The sequence below is a fragment of the Rickettsia australis str. Phillips genome (assembly GCF_000273745.1).
Taxonomy (GTDB): domain Bacteria; phylum Pseudomonadota; class Alphaproteobacteria; order Rickettsiales; family Rickettsiaceae; genus Rickettsia; species Rickettsia australis.
The window spans coordinates 19015-34540 of sequence record NZ_AKVZ01000011.1 but is presented as its reverse complement, the minus strand read 5'-3'; the positions used below and the strand labels follow the sequence as shown (position 1 = coordinate 34540).

Genomic DNA, 15526 nt, shown 5'->3' with positions numbered 1-15526 from the left:
TAATTATTATCACTGATTATATGTGCAGTAAATGCATTTGCTAGGTTATATTAGCAATAAAATCTTTTACTTCTCTTATATGAAATAAGTTTATAATAAAATTACTTAGACAGTGATTTGTTATTACAGTTTCCCAATTAACCTTATCAATTTGAGCTTCCGGCATTACAAACCATGATTTTATATCTTCAAACGCAAATTTTAGCTCTCTAACCAATCCACATAAAATATATTTTTTATTAGCAATATGTACAAAGGTATGATCAGGATGCTCATCTAAAAAATATGTAGAACTATTAGAAAAAGGTTTTAAATGTACAGAATATACCTTATTTCTATTAAGGCTTTGATCATAAATATTTTCACTAGAATCATCTGGTATTAAATATGGTAATAAAATAAGTCTACAAAAACAACCGATTAAATTAACTATATTTGGTAAAATTTAATATGATAATTTGGCATAACGTTACCTTATGTTTACTATAAACATGCCTTATTATTAAATATTATTAAGATTATTGTTATAATTCAATTAATTTAATAAGAAACCATCATTTAGCTATTGATACTTGTATGATTTTTGCTATTATTCTTCTAACCTAAGTAATTAATACTTTCTATCTTTGCAGCCAATATAAAGTCGTTTTCCGTAAGACCGTCGATTTTATGAGTCCATATTTCAACATTACATGCTCCCCAAGATATAGTGAAATCGGGATGATGTGCTGCCTGCTCTGCAATTTCAGTTATCTTATTTGCAAATTCCATAGCTTGTACAAAATTAGGAAATTGATATTTTTTATAAAGATGCCCTACTTCATTCACTTACCAATTGTTTTGTAACTGAACTAGTAACTTATCAATTTCTTTTTTCTCAAGCGGCGAAATACCGCCATCACATGGTATATATCTTTTCTTACTTAATACTGTCGTAGTTTTTTATTAGACTTCCTGCATAAGTCATCTTATAAAGAGGAAGTTGAAGGAGATACGGAAACGCAGAACTGCAGCGTACACAAGCGTACGTGAGGATTCGAGTACCGGATTGACGTACAAATGACTTTTAGAAGTAACTTATGCAGGAAGTCTATTCTATATCAAAGTTAAAATATTGATCTTTATAAGACTCATCTTCAAGTGTATAGCCACCACTCAATCTGACATGCTTTAAAATTATGTTTTTGCATCTTAGAACGTAAATAATTACGTTTTTCTAAATATTGGTTATCAATTAATTTTCTGTCATGATATGAAGCTTCATCAAATAAATCAAAAAAAGTATACATATCTACCGTATTATCATCTCAATAGGATATAACACGTTCATCTTTCAATTTTCTCTTAATGACCTCAGGATTATTATTAACTTCCTTCTGAAGCTTTATTATTGATAAATCTACAATACTACCCTACTATGACTGGATCTTTCAGCTATATAACCTAGTGTAAAACATTTAGACTTATCTATATATGGGTAAAAGCTTTCCTTATTTTTTTGATCAATATTATCCATTTGCTCCATCTTAAAAAATGTTGTACAGCTTTTTGCGGTCTAGATGCATCATATATAATAAGTGAATAACCATCTTTTTTTATCTCAGCTTGTACTGCTTTAGGAGCCTTAGCAGCTTCTATGGTTAAAGTTGCTTCTGGTGCTTTATAACCATCCTTTTTACCAACAAAATTTTTATCTGAATAATAACGCATATTTTGAATAATTGTAAGGTCGATATCTTTAGATACACGAACCCTTTATGTAAGGATTTAGCATATATTGGAAAAAAGCTCATGAATATAAAAATCAAACTTGTTAAAGTCAATTTCATAAAATACTAGGTTCTGTACACTTTTGATTAATGATTATAATTATGAGATATTTTTAGCTGTAAATTATCAGATTTTTTTGAAATATGAATAACTATTCCTGCAAAAATCTTATTAATTTTGTGACAGGCATGAAGGTAGAACTCATATATTAATAGACTAGATGATGAACAACAAAGCACAAAGTTCAAATCAGTTTAATATAGAACTTTCAAAAAGATGAATGAATGGTAGCGAGGGAGGGAGTTGAACCCACGACACACGGATTATGATTCCGTTGCTCTAACCAGCTGAGCTACCCCGCCATGGGGAAAAGTGTTTATATAATTTGTTAAGATCGTAGGCATTGTCGTATAGGCTTGTTTATGTCACTCCACAACTTGATCACAGGACCTAGTCTTTGTTTAATTTTTTTCTGGAGCCCTGCCTACACGGGAATTATATTGAATAGACCTCTCAAACCATACAACAAACACTAGCAAATGCTCATAATAGTGAAGAATGCAACAATGACAATAGCCAATATCTTAACGTTTAGAGAATTGTGTTTTCTTACGTGCTTTACGTTGTCCATATTTCTTACGCTCTACTACCCTAGAATCACGTGTTAAAAGACCGCTTTTACGCAAAATAGCATGAAAACCCGGCACCGATTTATCTAAAGCTTTAGAAATTCCATGTAAAATAGCACCTTTTTGTCCTGAAATTCCTCCACCTCTAACAGTACAAATTATATCATACTGATCAATAGTGTTTGTTAAGACAAACGGCTGTAAGATAGTTTTCACATAAGTTTCAGAAGGAAAATACTGGTTTATTGTTTTTTTATTAACAACTATTTTTCCTTTTCCTACTTTAAGCCATACTCGTGCTACAGCATTTTTTCTCTTACCTGTAGCATAAAACTTACCTGAATTATCTATTTTTTCTTTAAGAACTTTTAATACCGGTTTTAAAGGCTCTTTGGTTAACTGCTTTTCTACTTTTGCTGTTTTAATTTTTAACTCGGTCATATTCTATTACTTTTTATTTTTTGGATTTTGGCTTGCAAAATCATAAACCGTAGGTTGCTGTGCCATATGAGGATGATCGCCATTCGCATAAACATACAAATTACTCATTTGCTTAGCACCTAAAGCATTTCTTGTAATCATTCTTTTTACGGCCATTTTAATCACTCTCTCAGGGTGTTTACCGCTTAAGATTTTACCTGCCGTAGTATCTTTTATCCCACCTGGAAATCCTGTATGCCTGTAATATATTTTTCCATCTTTGGGATTCGCTTTTTTACCTGTCAATTTTACATGCTCTGCATTTATTATGATTATATTATCACCACAATCTAAATGAGGCGTAAAGCTAGGCTTATGCTTACCGCGTAGCATATTAGCAACTCTGCTAGCGAGTCGTCCTAGTACAATATTTTTTGCGTCTATGACCCACCATTTCTTTTCAATTTCCGATGGCTTTGCTGAATAAGTTTTCACAATAGTATCTATTTTAATTAGAATTTAAAATTAAAGAATCAAGAAACATATTTAATAGCATTAATACCCGCTATCTGTCAAGCTAAATATAATCTATTTACTGCCAAATATTATTTTTTTATCGGTCGAAAAATATAAATTATTATTTGCCATTAGCCCATAATAACGAATATTTTTTATAATTTTGACAATATGAGGTATCATGTTTAATCCATTATTATCAACATCAAAACTATATAAAACACCATTAACGGAAATAACATTTAAACTTCGTTTATTGTTATTATCAACTCCAACAAAAGGTACTAAAAAAGTAGCAGATTTTAGTTTCTTAGGATCTTTTCCATCATTTAAATCAGCTACAAACTTTACTTTCCCTGTTTTAGGATTAAATGCTGCTATTTGTCTGGCATTATTTGTTACAAATAGGCTATTACCAATTAAAGACATTGATTGAATATCTTCGGCATTTACCTGCCAAATCACGCTACCAGTTGCTATATTAAGCTTAATAAGCTTACCAAGACCGGTCGCTATATACAGATTCATATTATCATGAACGGGGGTACATAAAATACTTGATTCGTCAAAATTCGGTATAGCTGTACGATCATTGAGATTTGCAAACTCAAAATTCCATCTTACTTCACCATTTTTTATATTTAATGCAAGTACTTGACCGGAATTATAAGTTACTATTACATTATCATGCTGTACTATCGGCGTCATAAAATAACTAGCCGATAAAACTTCCGCTAGGCTTTCATGTTCCCATACGGTTTTTAAAGTTTCTGCATTTAAAGCAATAGTTTGATTACTGATAGTTTGCACTAAGATAGTATTATCATCGAGCACAATAGGCTTAATTCTAATAATATCCGGAAGTTCTTTTCTAATTATTTCATAACCTGATTTTGCATCTAGTACTACTAACATCCTTGAACCGTATGTTACGTATAATTGTCCGTTATGGTGTAAAATTCCGCCGCCTATATAATTATCTTTTTTATATCTACTTAAATTATAAGACCAGATAATCTTATTTTTCTCTATAGAAAATGCAGAAACATTCGATCTAATATCTAATGCATAAATTATATCGCCTATAAAAATAGGCTCAGTAATTGTTTTGCTTCTAGCAAAACTATACTGTTTATTCTTAAGCATATTTGCATTAAATGTATATATATTTGCATTATTAGAATCTAAATATATAGTATCATTAGCCTGAATTGCTAATTTAGGAGTCAACTCAATAATATTTTTTACCCTTTTTGGGCCAAGCCCGTTACATGAAATTAAAATAAAAGGTAATAACAGAAGTGCTATTTTTTTTGTCATATTTTTCCTTAAGTACAAATTATTATTTATTTAAATTTACAAGCAATGCTTTAGCCTGATCTTTTATTAGATCAGATACATTATTTGAAATTAATAAATTTTTTAGATTTTTTGCTGCTTGTGGTTGCATATTATTCTTAATATCCCACATAGCTTTTATGATAGTTGCTGTAGCCCAAAAAGGTTTTTTCTCGTCATCAAAATAATTTAAATATTTTGTCAATTTTTCTTTATCTTGAATATCTAGATTCTGATCATCAATAACAAGACCACACCATGAAATACGTGCATAAGCAGTAGAAATTTCAGAATATTCTTTATTTGCAATAATTTTATTAAGCAGGTCTTTTGCTTCTGAATATTTTTTTTCCGAAATCTTTATAGCTACTTGTTCTAATGCAGCTATTTCTTTTATTTTAGTATTACTAGTAGTAACTAAATTCTCTAAAGTATTAAAAGCTAATTCTTCATTATCTTTTGTTGTTTCCAAACCAACAGTCTTAACAAGAATATCTCCGTTTTTTTGGTTATTTTTAATTCTTTTATCTTTATTATTATTAATAACAACCATTATAGTAATAGCTATTATAGCAATGATTATTATTATAGGTAAAAGCTTTTTAAAAAAAAGTAACCTTTTTTCTTCATTGTGATCACTCAGTACTTCATCCAAAATATCAGTCATATTTTATTATTCTTATTTATTTTTACAGCCAAATTTGATCTTAGCATCTTCTGCCATTTTCTTGGATGCGGCAGTTCTATTAGTGGGAAATTCCTTATCAAGCTTAGCAAGCATGTTACATGCTTCCTGAGTTTTTTTTAATTCGCCTAAGGAAAGTGATAACTTCAATAACCCATCGGAAGATTTTACCCCTTTCGGCGACTCTTTATAACCTTTTAAATAGTTAATCGCTGCTCCGTTATAGTCTTTTTGTTTAAAAAAGCATTCCCCATACCAAAAATAAGCATTACTAATTAGCAAACTATTAGGATATTTTTGGATAAAATTTTTAAACTTATCTTTTGCCTCAGTAAGTTTATTATCTTTATAAGCAGCAAGAGCCAAATCGTAAGCTTGCTTATCAAAAGCTATATCATTATTAACCGCAATAGGTTTTTTAGGAGCATTATCCGGTATATCTTTAAGCAAAGCTATATCAAAAACATCTTGTTTTTTTGAATCACCGGCTTCTAAAACTTCAGTATTTTCTTCTTGATTTGGAATATTTGAGTTTTGCGTTAGCAGATCAATTTTATGCTGTAAAACCTCAACTTTACCGATTAGCCTTCTAATTTCTTGTTCCTGTTCATCTAGTCTATTTTCAAAATCATTATTTGCTACATATTTTAAAGGTTTTCCTTTAATAGTTTCGCTTTCTCCAAAAGAAAACATAGAAAATAAAAAAGTCAATAATAAGACAATAAGCTTCATATATTTTTTAAAAATTTATAATTCTTTATAATACCGAAAATTTTTTAATATTCCACACAATTTTTTTATATTTCCATAATGTAGAATAAATCGTCATGAGCTATGCAGCCGTAGGTGTTTGTTGAATAGCTTGAAAAACACACTCGATGTCATACCGTGGCTGGACCCCGTGATCAAGTCACGGGGTGACAATGGAAAGCACTGAACCACGCAACAATATCATATTTCAATACTACCATCATATGTAAAAGTTATTGTTATGGTGGTACCTTCATTTATCTTACTTTGCAAATCAAATTTACCGTTCATAAGTTCAACCAGCTTTTTAGTAAGCGGCAAACCAAGACCAGTACCTTCATATTTTCGACTAAGCTCACTATCAATTTGACCAAACGCCGATAAAGTTTTTGGAATATCTTTTTCCTCAATACCGATACCGGTATCTATAACTTTTATATATACTAATTTTGTTAACTCATCTTTTTCAAGTGCAATAGTAACACTTCCTCCGGAATTTGTAAATTTCACGGCATTTGATAAAAGATTTAAGAATACTTGTTTTAGCCTTTTTGGATCAGCCTTTATAACCACATGCTCTTTCGGTAATTTACTAATTAAAGCCACTTCGGCTTGATCGGCACGAGGCTTAACAAGTATCAGCGAAGAACTAATTAATTTATTTAAATCAAGATCTATACTATCTACTTTTAATTTATCGGCAGAAGCTTTAGACAGATCTAAAATATCATTAATCATACTAAGCAAATGTTTACCGGCATCATTTATATCTTTAATATAATTTTTACTTTTTTCTGCATCTCTTTCCGACATAAGAATTTCCGAAAAGCCTATTATAGCATTAAGCGGTGTACGCAATTCATGGCTAATATTAGCAAAAAACTTTGTATTTGAAGAGCTGGTTTTTTCTACTTTTACTATTTGAGCTTTTAAATTTCTATTTGTTTCAAGCTGTTCCTCAATAATTTGTCTAGCATAATTAGTATTACTAATAATTATAGTGCAGAATATTATAAAAATAATGATAAAAGTTATAAAAACCTTTTGCTCAAGAGAGGTTATATTTTGCCACTGGCTGGTAATATTAGTGTTAATCTCAAATACTGCATCTACGGGAAAATCTAAATTATTATCTATAACAGGGATATAGCTAGTAACAAAAGAAGCTTCTTCCACTGTTAAATCACTTTCATTTTCTATTACTACCCTTGGTAATAATATATGACTTGTAATACCCTCAAAAGCATCTCGAAGCGGAGCTTTTGAAGTAAAGGATTTCAAAAAAAATTTATCGATTTTTGCGGTAAATATCTCAACCAAACTATCATCTTTATAATTGTCTACACTATACATATGCAACATATTACTAGTGATGAATTTATTACCTTTGAGATCGTAGAGAGAAATATTAATATTAAGATTGGTGAACCATTGAGCGGTAATCTTTGCAAAATTAATAAAATCTTGATCTTGTAATAATTTTAAATAATCGAATTTATGTAATTTACTGATTACGTTCTGATGAGTATTCCAAATATTATCAGTGTACAGTTCTACAATTTTAGTATGTTCCAAAGCCACTTGTTTTACTATCATTTCTTTTATCATAAAATAACGATAAAACATCATATTTATGACAATATTAAGAAATAATATAATAAATGACAATCTTACTATATACTTATTATGGTTCATTACGAGACCTAGTAGTTATTTTTAGCTCAAGTCATCCTATAGCTTGCCTCCTTACTGTACGAATGCTCAGGATGTCATTCCCGCGGAGGCGGAAAGCCAGTACTTTAAAATTTTTTAAAAAGTTTATTTGAAAAGCTTGATTTATCTTGCTTTACCCTAGATTCCCGCCTACGCGGGAATGACATAAACGCACCATGCAACAAGGCCGCTTTTAGCTAGGAATGACATCATGCTCTCTACTTATCTTCTTGTTTAACTTTCTCTGTTGTGGCCAGCTTCCTATTAATAATCAACCCTGTAATTACATCATAAGCACGAGCAAATTGATAATCTTTTTTGTATAATTCCGATAATTCATTCTCTTCTTGTTTATTATTTTTGGCTTTTGTTTCTTTTTTGCTATCTTTATTTTTTTCATTATCATTCTTTAAGTAATTTTTTAAAGAACTTTCTGAAAAACGCTTATCTATTTTTTTTACCTCAGGATATTCGACTTTTGCTGGCTCAATTAAAATATCAGGCTCTATTCCTTTTGCCTGAATAGAACGACCGCTTGGGGTGTAATATTTAGATATAGTGAGTTTTACAGCAGCCCGAGAATTGATTTGCGTTAAAGCCTGAACTGATCCTTTACCAAAAGACTTAGTGCCAAGTATTATTGCTCTTTTATGATCTTGCAAAGCTCCGGCAACTATTTCCGAGGCAGAAGCAGAATTACCGTTTATTAAAACTATCATAGGTACTTTGGGAGCTTTTAACGAAAACTCATTTGCTTTAGTCTCGCTATTACTTGATGTAGTTCTACCTTTTGTTGTCACAATTACACCGGAATCAATAAAGTAATCACTAACGGCAATAGCTTGATCGAGTATACCACCGGCATTATTACGTAAATCTAGAATTATACCTTTAAGATCATCTTTACTTTCAGTTGTTAACTTCTTTACTACTGCTTTCAGCTCAGAAATTGTTGACTCATTAAAAGTAGTTATACGTATATATGCAATATTATTTTTTTCTAAATGTGCTTTTATCGGCTTGATTTTTACTATTTCGCGAGTAAGCTCTAGCTCTTGTGGTTTTGCCTCTTCTTCCTTAATTATCAACAATTTAACCTTAGTACCAGGCGTACCACGCATCTCTTTTATAGCTTTATTAGGACCAAGCGTAGAGACTAACTCATCATTCACGCCTACTATATAATCCCCGCCTTTAAGCCCTGCTTTAAAAGCCGGTAAATCGTCAATAGGCGATATTATCTTAATTACTCCGCTATCATACATTATTTCAACACCGATTCCGCCGAATTCACCTTTTGTAAAAGTAAAAATATCCTCTAAATCCTCATCGGTATAATAGCTTGAATGAGGATCAAGAGAGCTTAACATACCGTTAATTGCTTCATCTATCATTTTTTGCCTATCGGGTACCTGTACATAATCCTTTTCGATACGTTCAAATACGTCTTGAAATTGCTTATAAGCTTCCTGATTTGATATTTTATTTTCAGTTTCTTTTTCTTCTGCTGCAAATGTACAAATAGAATTTATAATAAACAATAGTGTTATAATTAAACGTAATAACATAATACTCCAATAAAAGTTAATATGTCATGCCGCGAAGTCGGGAATGACATCTAGTAAGTTTTTCAAGCCATGTGGGCAACGTTGACAATGCCTCACAATGACGCCTTGTCTTAAATATCTAACTCGTTAATAATTTTATCCATTTTAACTAACGCCTGTTCATAAATAAATTGAAATCTTTTTTCTGGCTTTTTACCCATTAAATCATCTACTATTTTATCGACATTTTGGGAATCTTCTAAAGTTACCTTTAAAAGCAATCTTTTTTCTGGATGCATAGTAGTTTCCTTTAATTGTGCAGGCATCATTTCACCGAGACCTTTAAACCTACCTACTTCAATTTTAGCTTTACTAGCTTTCGATAATTTATCCATTAATTTAGCTTTTTCCTCTTCATCGCCTGCATAATAAGTTTTATTAGACTGCATTAAACGATAAAGCGGAGGCTTAGCTAGATATAAATGCCCCTCTTCTACCAATTTCGGCATTCGTAAAAAAAAGAAAGTCATTAACAACGAAGCTATATGAGCACCGTCAACATCTGCATCAGTCATAATAATTATTTTTTCGTAACGCAAATTTTCTTTTTTATAATTCTTTAAACTACCGCAGGCAAGTGCTACTTCTAAATCTTGTATTGCTTGATTATTAACGATTTTTTCAAGCGTAGAACTCGCAACATTTAGCACTTTACCCCATAGCGGTAATACTGCTTGCGTTTCTCTATTACGTGCTTGTTTTGCAGAGCCTCCTGCCGAATCACCTTCTACAATAAATAATTCCGTCCCTTCAGGTGAAGTTCGTGTACAATCGGCAAGTTTACCGGGTAAACGTAATTTTTGAGTAGCATTTTTACGGAAAATATTTTTTTTGTTTTTCTTACTTATTCTAAACTCGGCAATAGCAATTACATGCTCAAGTAAATTAGTAGCTAAAGCTTTATCGCTACTAAGGAAGTGGTCAAAATGATCTTTTATTATATTCTCAACCGGTTTACTTACACCGTTTGACACTAATTTTTCCTTAGTTTGTCCTTGAAAAGACGGCTCAGCTATAAAAATAGAAAGTACGACACTTGCGGTTTCTAAAATATCCTCAATAGTTAGGTTAGCAGCTTTTTTATTCCCTATCATTTCACCGTACGCTTTAAGCCCACGTAAAATAGCCGACTTAAGTCCTTGCTCATGTGTTCCTCCTTGAAGAGTCGGAACAGTATTACAATATGATTGAATAAATGCCGAGTTATCATTATTTTGCCAACAAATCGCCCATTCAAGTTTTATCCCGTCCGGCGTAGACTCTATATTACCTGAAAAAATTTCCGGAATAATTAAATTATCTAAAGTTATTTTTGAGCTTAAATAATCTTTTAAACCGTTTGGGAAATTTATTAATGCCTTTTTAGGTATATCTGACAGTACTTCTACTTCGCATTCCCATTCTATAGTAACACCGCGATATAAATAAGCTTTTGACCTTGCAAGCTCATAAATCTTTTTAGGATTAAAATGTAATTTTTCACTAAAAATTTCCGGATCTGGAGTGAAATTTATTGATGTACCTCTTAGCCTTTTATATGCTTCTTCACATATTAAATCAGTTAATTTTTCTCCTTTAGAATAACTTTGGCTATATAACTTACCTTGTTTATACACCTTTATTTCTAAATGTTTAGATAAAGCATTTACTACCGATATTCCAACGCCATGCAATCCGCCTGCAGTATGATAAACATTATTGGAGAATTTACCGCCTGAATGAAGAGTCGTTAAAATTACTTCTAAAGCTGATTTATCAGGAAATTTAGGATGATTATCAATAGGAATACCACGACCGTTATCAAATATAGTAATACTATGATCTTGATGCATTTTGATCGTGATGATACTTGCAAAGCCGGCGACTGCTTCATCCATAGCATTATCCAGCACCTCAGATACTAAATGATGCATAGCATTTGAATCAGTACCACCGATATACATCCCCGGTCTTTTACGAACAGGCTCAAGCCCTTCTAATACTTCAATATCTTTTGCACTATAGTTATTATCGACTAGCTTATTTTTCTTTTCTTTGTTAAAGCTGAATAAATCATTCATATATATAGTGGAGGAATTAATTGTTTTCTTTCCTAAATTAAACTATTTAACTTAAGAAAGCAATGAAGCTTTAAAGAAATTGTTTGGCATTACCTAACAAGAATCACTTGGGATAGCCTAATACTTCTAAATCATTCACGCGAAAGCGGAAATCCAGAAAAATAACCTTCATGAAGTACATATTCGATAAAAATAAACATATAAAAACTTGGTTTTTATATGTTTTACTAGATTCCCGCCTACGCGGGAATGACATAATTAATTATATCCATTAGCTTTGATTAACATGCAAGCTATGTTAGCGTTTTCTTGAGCTAATGCAATATCTAACGGATATTGGCATTCATCATTTATAGTAGAACTTTTAACACCTCGTATGACTAAAAATTTTGCTAAATAGTAATTATTATTATAAATAGCAGCAGTTAGTAATGTTTCGCCGCTTCTACTTTTTTCTTGCAATATTGGATAAACGTCAAGTAATGCACGTAGCCCAAAAAGATTATTGCTATCAACTGCTCTAAAAGCATTATCTACTGCCTTACAATAAGATAGATTGGCATAAATATCTTTCTTTTTATTTATATCACTATCATATTTAATAAAACTCTCTACAACTTTTCTTCTTTTTGCACTTGCTATCCATTCTTCTTTCTTTTGGAACAGTTCTATATATGCATACATATCCATCTGCTCTAAAGTCGCTTGCTCTGTTAGTTTACCAAGAACTATATCATCATCAGGTAAAAGTAACATTTGTGTTTCATTTTTAACGAATTTTGTTGTCGATTCTGAGGTTTCATTATTCACCTTATTATCTTGTTCTTGAATTGTGACATTTGGAGAGCTTACCGGAGGTGATTTCTCTTGATTATGTGTAGTTTGATTATTGACTTGCTTCTCTAAAGTCTGAAGTTGATTCGGCTTCACTACAACAACTGGTATAAGCGGAGTATTCCAGTCTTGTTTTTTTGGGACATCTGAAACAGCAACAAATGTCTCTTGCGAGTTATTTATTTCCGCCGAAGAACCAATTGTAGGAACTACTTGAGACGGAGTAGTAACGGGTGTATTTGGGCTAGTCGGTGTTATAGGCTGCGTAGAAGGTTGATTTGTAGGCATTACTGGAGGATTACTAGGTACTGCCGGAGTTTCTGCAGGAGGTACCGTTGTCGGCATAGTACTAGGGGTAGTAATATCTTGGGTCACCGGCTGGCTAACCACAGGCGGAGAAACCGCAGGCATATTAGGTATAGATTGCGGTGCTACGCTTTCTTCCTCTTTATTAGCATCAGGAGGTGAATTAAGCGGAATAGGCTTATGCACAGGCATCAAATTGGTCGGTTTATATATTTGCACCGGTCGTCGCTGCGGAGGCACTACATAACTTCCTGCTTGAGCCGGAGGCATAGATACTATCGGTCTCGGTACGTTAGGAGTTATAATATTAGAAGCTAAATTTGTATCTTTATGCTCATTAGAAGCGACTTCTGCCTCATGTATTTCATTACTTGTAGCACTAGTAGGCAACTTTGCACTACCAATATCTATAAAAGGTTCAGATGTTTCTGATTCATTAGGTTCTTGTTGTGTAACTTGTATATCCGGTGTGTTATCATGAAAAGCTAAATTTGTACTATTTTCATGCTCGATATTTGTATGAACATCATTACTTGCAGCACTAGGCAATGCTGTATTACCAACATCTATAAAAGGTTTAGATGCCTCAGTTTCATTAGATTCCTGAATGTCATGAGAAGCTAAATTTACACTATTTTCATGTTCATTATTTGCGGTGGCACTAGGCAACGCCGTATTACCGGTATCTATAAAAGGTTCAGACGCATCAGCTTCAATATGCTCTTGTGAAGCTAGCTTTGGCTCTTCTTGAGGAGCTGCTTTAGTTTGTTCATTTGACTGTTTAGGGGGAATATTTTTCTTTTTTGATTTACTAAACAATTGCTTAAATTTATCAAAAAAAGAAATATCGGAATTAGAGCTAACATCTTTGTCTTTAGTATCTGCCGGTAATGATGGCGGTAAGGGCGGAGGGGAAGCATAACTTTGCACTACAACCAATAACAGATTGATAAAAAATAATATCTTACATAATTTATTTAACATATAATTCCTTATTTATCCTGTCACCGCGTGGTCAAGCCACAGGGTGACAATAATTCGCTCCCCTACCTCTTACTATTCTGCACCAATTTCTTTATTTCAATTTCTACTAACTCTTTAACAAGTACAGGTAGATTTTTATCAAGCCAAGCTTTAAGCTCTGGTTTTAACATCTGGGCTACTAATTCTTCAAGTGCATTTTTAGATGAGATATTATTATCCAGATTTTTATCTTTAATAGTATCGGTAAAATTTTTAAAAATATCACCTACTGCTTCAGCAGATTTAGTTGATATTAACTTTTCTTCCTCATCGTGATTTACTATTTCCGTTAGCTCTAATATATCTTCATCTTCACTATCATTTTCATAAATAGGATTTTTATGCTTGTTAATTACTCCTTTAATCGATTTTAATATGTCTTCTACAGACATATCTTGGTTCTTTTTATTTTCCTTACTCACGTTAGAAACCTATAAACATTTTCTTTTTAATAGTCTTAAACTCTTCTTCAGGACTAAAATATTTTACTTTAAGTTTTAAACTTTGAGCCGTTAGCTCGCCGATTAACAATTTCATTTGATATGCCGCAAGTACTGAATTCTTATACGCATCCACACGAGTTATTTTTGCTTCATACAATTTTTGCTCAGCATCTAAAACATCGAGTATAGTTTTGGAGCCGACTATTTCCTCTTGCACTGTACCATCGTATGATATTTGTGCAGCCTCCACACCTTGATTAGCTGCAACAATACGAGATTTTGCTGCTTCAAATCCTTCCCACACGCTTACAACACTCGCGTGTGTCTGCTTTATCGCACTATCAAGCTGAACTGCACTACTTCTTGTTTGGTTTTTAGCCGATCTTATTCTTGAATATTGAGCTCCTCCATCTGGATAAATAGGTATATTTACCGAAAGAATAGTAGTATAGCTTTTATTGTTTATATTTTGCACAGCTAGATCTTGTGGATTATAGTTAGTTCTACCTGATTGCAACCTTACGCTTACTTGCGGCAATAATTTTCCTTTCTGCACCATTTCCAAAGCTTTCGCCGAAGTTACATTATGCCTTGCCGAATCAATATCAGGATTTAACTTAGCCGCTTTTCTTGTTAACTCATCCAATGAAGTAGGTAATCTATCAGGTAAATTAGGCATAGTTAGATCAGTAGCCTCTATTCCAAATACTCTAATAAAATTTGCTTTTTTTCCTTGAAAATCGGCATAGGCAGCTAGTTTATTCATTTCTGCCGCTGCAAGCCCTGCTCTTGCAGTTGCTATATCTATTGCCGTTGCTTCCCCTAGTCTTAATTTCTCTTCAACAGTGTTAACTTGTTGTATGTTAGTACGAACCCTACTTTCAGAAATATCATATTTCTCTTTGCTCTCAAAACAATCAAGATAAGCAGTTATTAAATTTAATAATATTTTTTGTTCACCAGAATAATATTCGCCTCGTGATGCTCTAAACCCTGATTGAGCAGCTTTAAGAGCCGCAACACTAGAACCACCGCTAAATAATGATTGCTCTATTGTTAATGCACTTTGATTGCTATCCATCTTTCTTGGAGTAAGACCAAGCCTATCAGTATATTTTTTATTATATTTAGTCTTACTATTTTGTCTATTAATCTGCAATCCGGCACTAGGCATAAATCCTGAGAACGCTTGAGGGAATTGCTCAATCGCATTCAAAAACTTAATTCTAGCAGCTTTCAGCTCCTCATTATTCTTATATCCTTCAGTTAAAGCTTCCTGCAAATCAACAGCGGCAGCCGAACCGGTTAGTAATAATGTGATAATAAATGTAGCTAATTTACGCATAAATTTTTTGAATAATTGATAATATGTTAGTTAGGTTAGTTTAATCTTTCAAGAATATACCTATATCCCAATAAAACAATATAAATC

General features: G+C 32.3%; 13 protein-coding genes, 1 tRNA gene and 2 pseudogenes. All 16 read right to left on the bottom strand.

Features of this window, described 5'->3' with window-relative positions; translation table 11 throughout:
• Window positions 1-175: 175 nt before the first annotated feature.
• A pseudogene (locus A452_RS09315) lies at window positions 176-465 on the bottom strand (hypothetical protein); the annotation flags it as partial.
• A gap of 132 nt (window positions 466-597) precedes the next feature.
• Window positions 598-909, bottom strand: a pseudogene (locus A452_RS0101270) (4a-hydroxytetrahydrobiopterin dehydratase).
• A 227-nt stretch (window positions 910-1136) separates the two neighbouring features.
• Window positions 1137-1289, bottom strand: coding sequence for a M15 family metallopeptidase domain-containing protein (locus tag A452_RS0101265; protein WP_014413042.1), 153 nt, complete (start codon window positions 1287-1289; stop codon window positions 1137-1139).
• 178 nt (window positions 1290-1467) lie between these two features.
• A complete protein-coding gene (locus tag A452_RS08955) occupies window positions 1468-1710 on the bottom strand; it encodes a M15 family metallopeptidase (protein ID WP_014413043.1) in 243 nt (80 codons plus the stop codon).
• A 345-nt stretch (window positions 1711-2055) separates the two neighbouring features.
• A tRNA-Met gene (locus A452_RS0101255) sits at window positions 2056-2132 on the bottom strand.
• Window positions 2133-2354: 222 nt separating this feature from the next.
• Window positions 2355-2840, bottom strand: coding sequence for a 30S ribosomal protein S9 (rpsI, locus tag A452_RS0101250; protein ID WP_014413044.1), 486 nt, complete (start codon window positions 2838-2840; stop codon window positions 2355-2357).
• A gap of 6 nt (window positions 2841-2846) precedes the next feature.
• Window positions 2847-3314 carry a 50S ribosomal protein L13 gene (rplM, locus tag A452_RS0101245; RefSeq protein ID WP_014413045.1) on the bottom strand — a complete coding sequence of 156 codons (468 nt, stop codon included), beginning with the start codon at window positions 3312-3314 and terminating at the stop codon, window positions 2847-2849.
• 93 nt (window positions 3315-3407) lie between these two features.
• Entirely contained in the window at window positions 3408-4655 is a 1248-nt protein-coding gene (locus A452_RS0101240) for an outer membrane protein assembly factor BamB (protein WP_025999533.1), read from the bottom strand.
• A gap of 22 nt (window positions 4656-4677) precedes the next feature.
• On the bottom strand, window positions 4678-5340 hold the full coding sequence (locus tag A452_RS0101235) for a DUF2659 family protein (protein WP_014413047.1): 663 nt from the start codon (window positions 5338-5340) through the stop codon (window positions 4678-4680).
• Window positions 5341-5352: 12 nt separating this feature from the next.
• The gene (ybgF, locus tag A452_RS0101230; RefSeq protein WP_014413048.1) at window positions 5353-6090 is read right to left on the bottom strand and encodes a tol-pal system protein YbgF; all 738 of its coding nucleotides are present in this window, start codon (window positions 6088-6090) and stop codon (window positions 5353-5355) included.
• 219 nt (window positions 6091-6309) lie between these two features.
• The gene (locus A452_RS0101225) at window positions 6310-7803 is read right to left on the bottom strand and encodes a sensor histidine kinase (RefSeq protein ID WP_014413049.1); all 1494 of its coding nucleotides are present in this window, start codon (window positions 7801-7803) and stop codon (window positions 6310-6312) included.
• Window positions 7804-8039: 236 nt separating this feature from the next.
• Window positions 8040-9389 (bottom strand): S41 family peptidase, encoded by a 1350-nt coding sequence (locus tag A452_RS0101220; RefSeq protein ID WP_014413050.1) that lies wholly within the window; start codon window positions 9387-9389, stop codon window positions 8040-8042.
• Window positions 9390-9499: 110 nt separating this feature from the next.
• A complete protein-coding gene (gene parE / locus A452_RS0101215; protein ID WP_014413051.1) occupies window positions 9500-11488 on the bottom strand; it encodes a DNA topoisomerase IV subunit B in 1989 nt (662 codons plus the stop codon).
• 258 nt (window positions 11489-11746) lie between these two features.
• Entirely contained in the window at window positions 11747-13612 is a 1866-nt protein-coding gene (locus A452_RS0101210; protein ID WP_014413052.1) for an ankyrin repeat domain-containing protein, read from the bottom strand.
• Between the two features lie 62 nt (window positions 13613-13674).
• Complete coding sequence (locus tag A452_RS0101205) at window positions 13675-14073, bottom strand: DUF2497 domain-containing protein (protein WP_014413053.1); 399 nt, start codon at window positions 14071-14073, stop codon at window positions 13675-13677.
• Window position 14074: 1 nt separating this feature from the next.
• Window positions 14075-15439 carry a TolC family outer membrane protein gene (locus tag A452_RS0101200; protein WP_014413054.1) on the bottom strand — a complete coding sequence of 455 codons (1365 nt, stop codon included), beginning with the start codon at window positions 15437-15439 and terminating at the stop codon, window positions 14075-14077.
• Window positions 15440-15526: the final 87 nt, after the last annotated feature.

What these genes read in the sequence shown, in the direction of transcription:
- A452_RS0101265 (WP_014413042.1), bottom strand. Translation starts at nt 1,289, where the DNA reads ATGTATACTTTTTTTGATTTATTTGATGAAGCTTCATATCATGACAGA.
- A452_RS08955 (WP_014413043.1), bottom strand. Translation starts at nt 1,710, where the DNA reads ATGCGTTATTATTCAGATAAAAATTTTGTTGGTAAAAAGGATGGTTAT.
- rpsI (WP_014413044.1), bottom strand. Translation starts at nt 2,840, where the DNA reads ATGACCGAGTTAAAAATTAAAACAGCAAAAGTAGAAAAGCAGTTAACC.
- A452_RS0101240 (WP_025999533.1), bottom strand. Translation starts at nt 4,655, where the DNA reads ATGACAAAAAAAATAGCACTTCTGTTATTACCTTTTATTTTAATTTCA.
- A452_RS0101235 (WP_014413047.1), bottom strand. Translation starts at nt 5,340, where the DNA reads ATGACTGATATTTTGGATGAAGTACTGAGTGATCACAATGAAGAAAAA.
- ybgF (WP_014413048.1), bottom strand. Translation starts at nt 6,090, where the DNA reads ATGAAGCTTATTGTCTTATTATTGACTTTTTTATTTTCTATGTTTTCT.
- A452_RS0101225 (WP_014413049.1), bottom strand. Translation starts at nt 7,803, where the DNA reads ATGAACCATAATAAGTATATAGTAAGATTGTCATTTATTATATTATTT.
- A452_RS0101220 (WP_014413050.1), bottom strand. Translation starts at nt 9,389, where the DNA reads ATGTTATTACGTTTAATTATAACACTATTGTTTATTATAAATTCTATT.
- parE (WP_014413051.1), bottom strand. Translation starts at nt 11,488, where the DNA reads ATGAATGATTTATTCAGCTTTAACAAAGAAAAGAAAAATAAGCTAGTC.
- A452_RS0101210 (WP_014413052.1), bottom strand. Translation starts at nt 13,612, where the DNA reads ATGTTAAATAAATTATGTAAGATATTATTTTTTATCAATCTGTTATTG.
- A452_RS0101200 (WP_014413054.1), bottom strand. Translation starts at nt 15,439, where the DNA reads ATGCGTAAATTAGCTACATTTATTATCACATTATTACTAACCGGTTCG.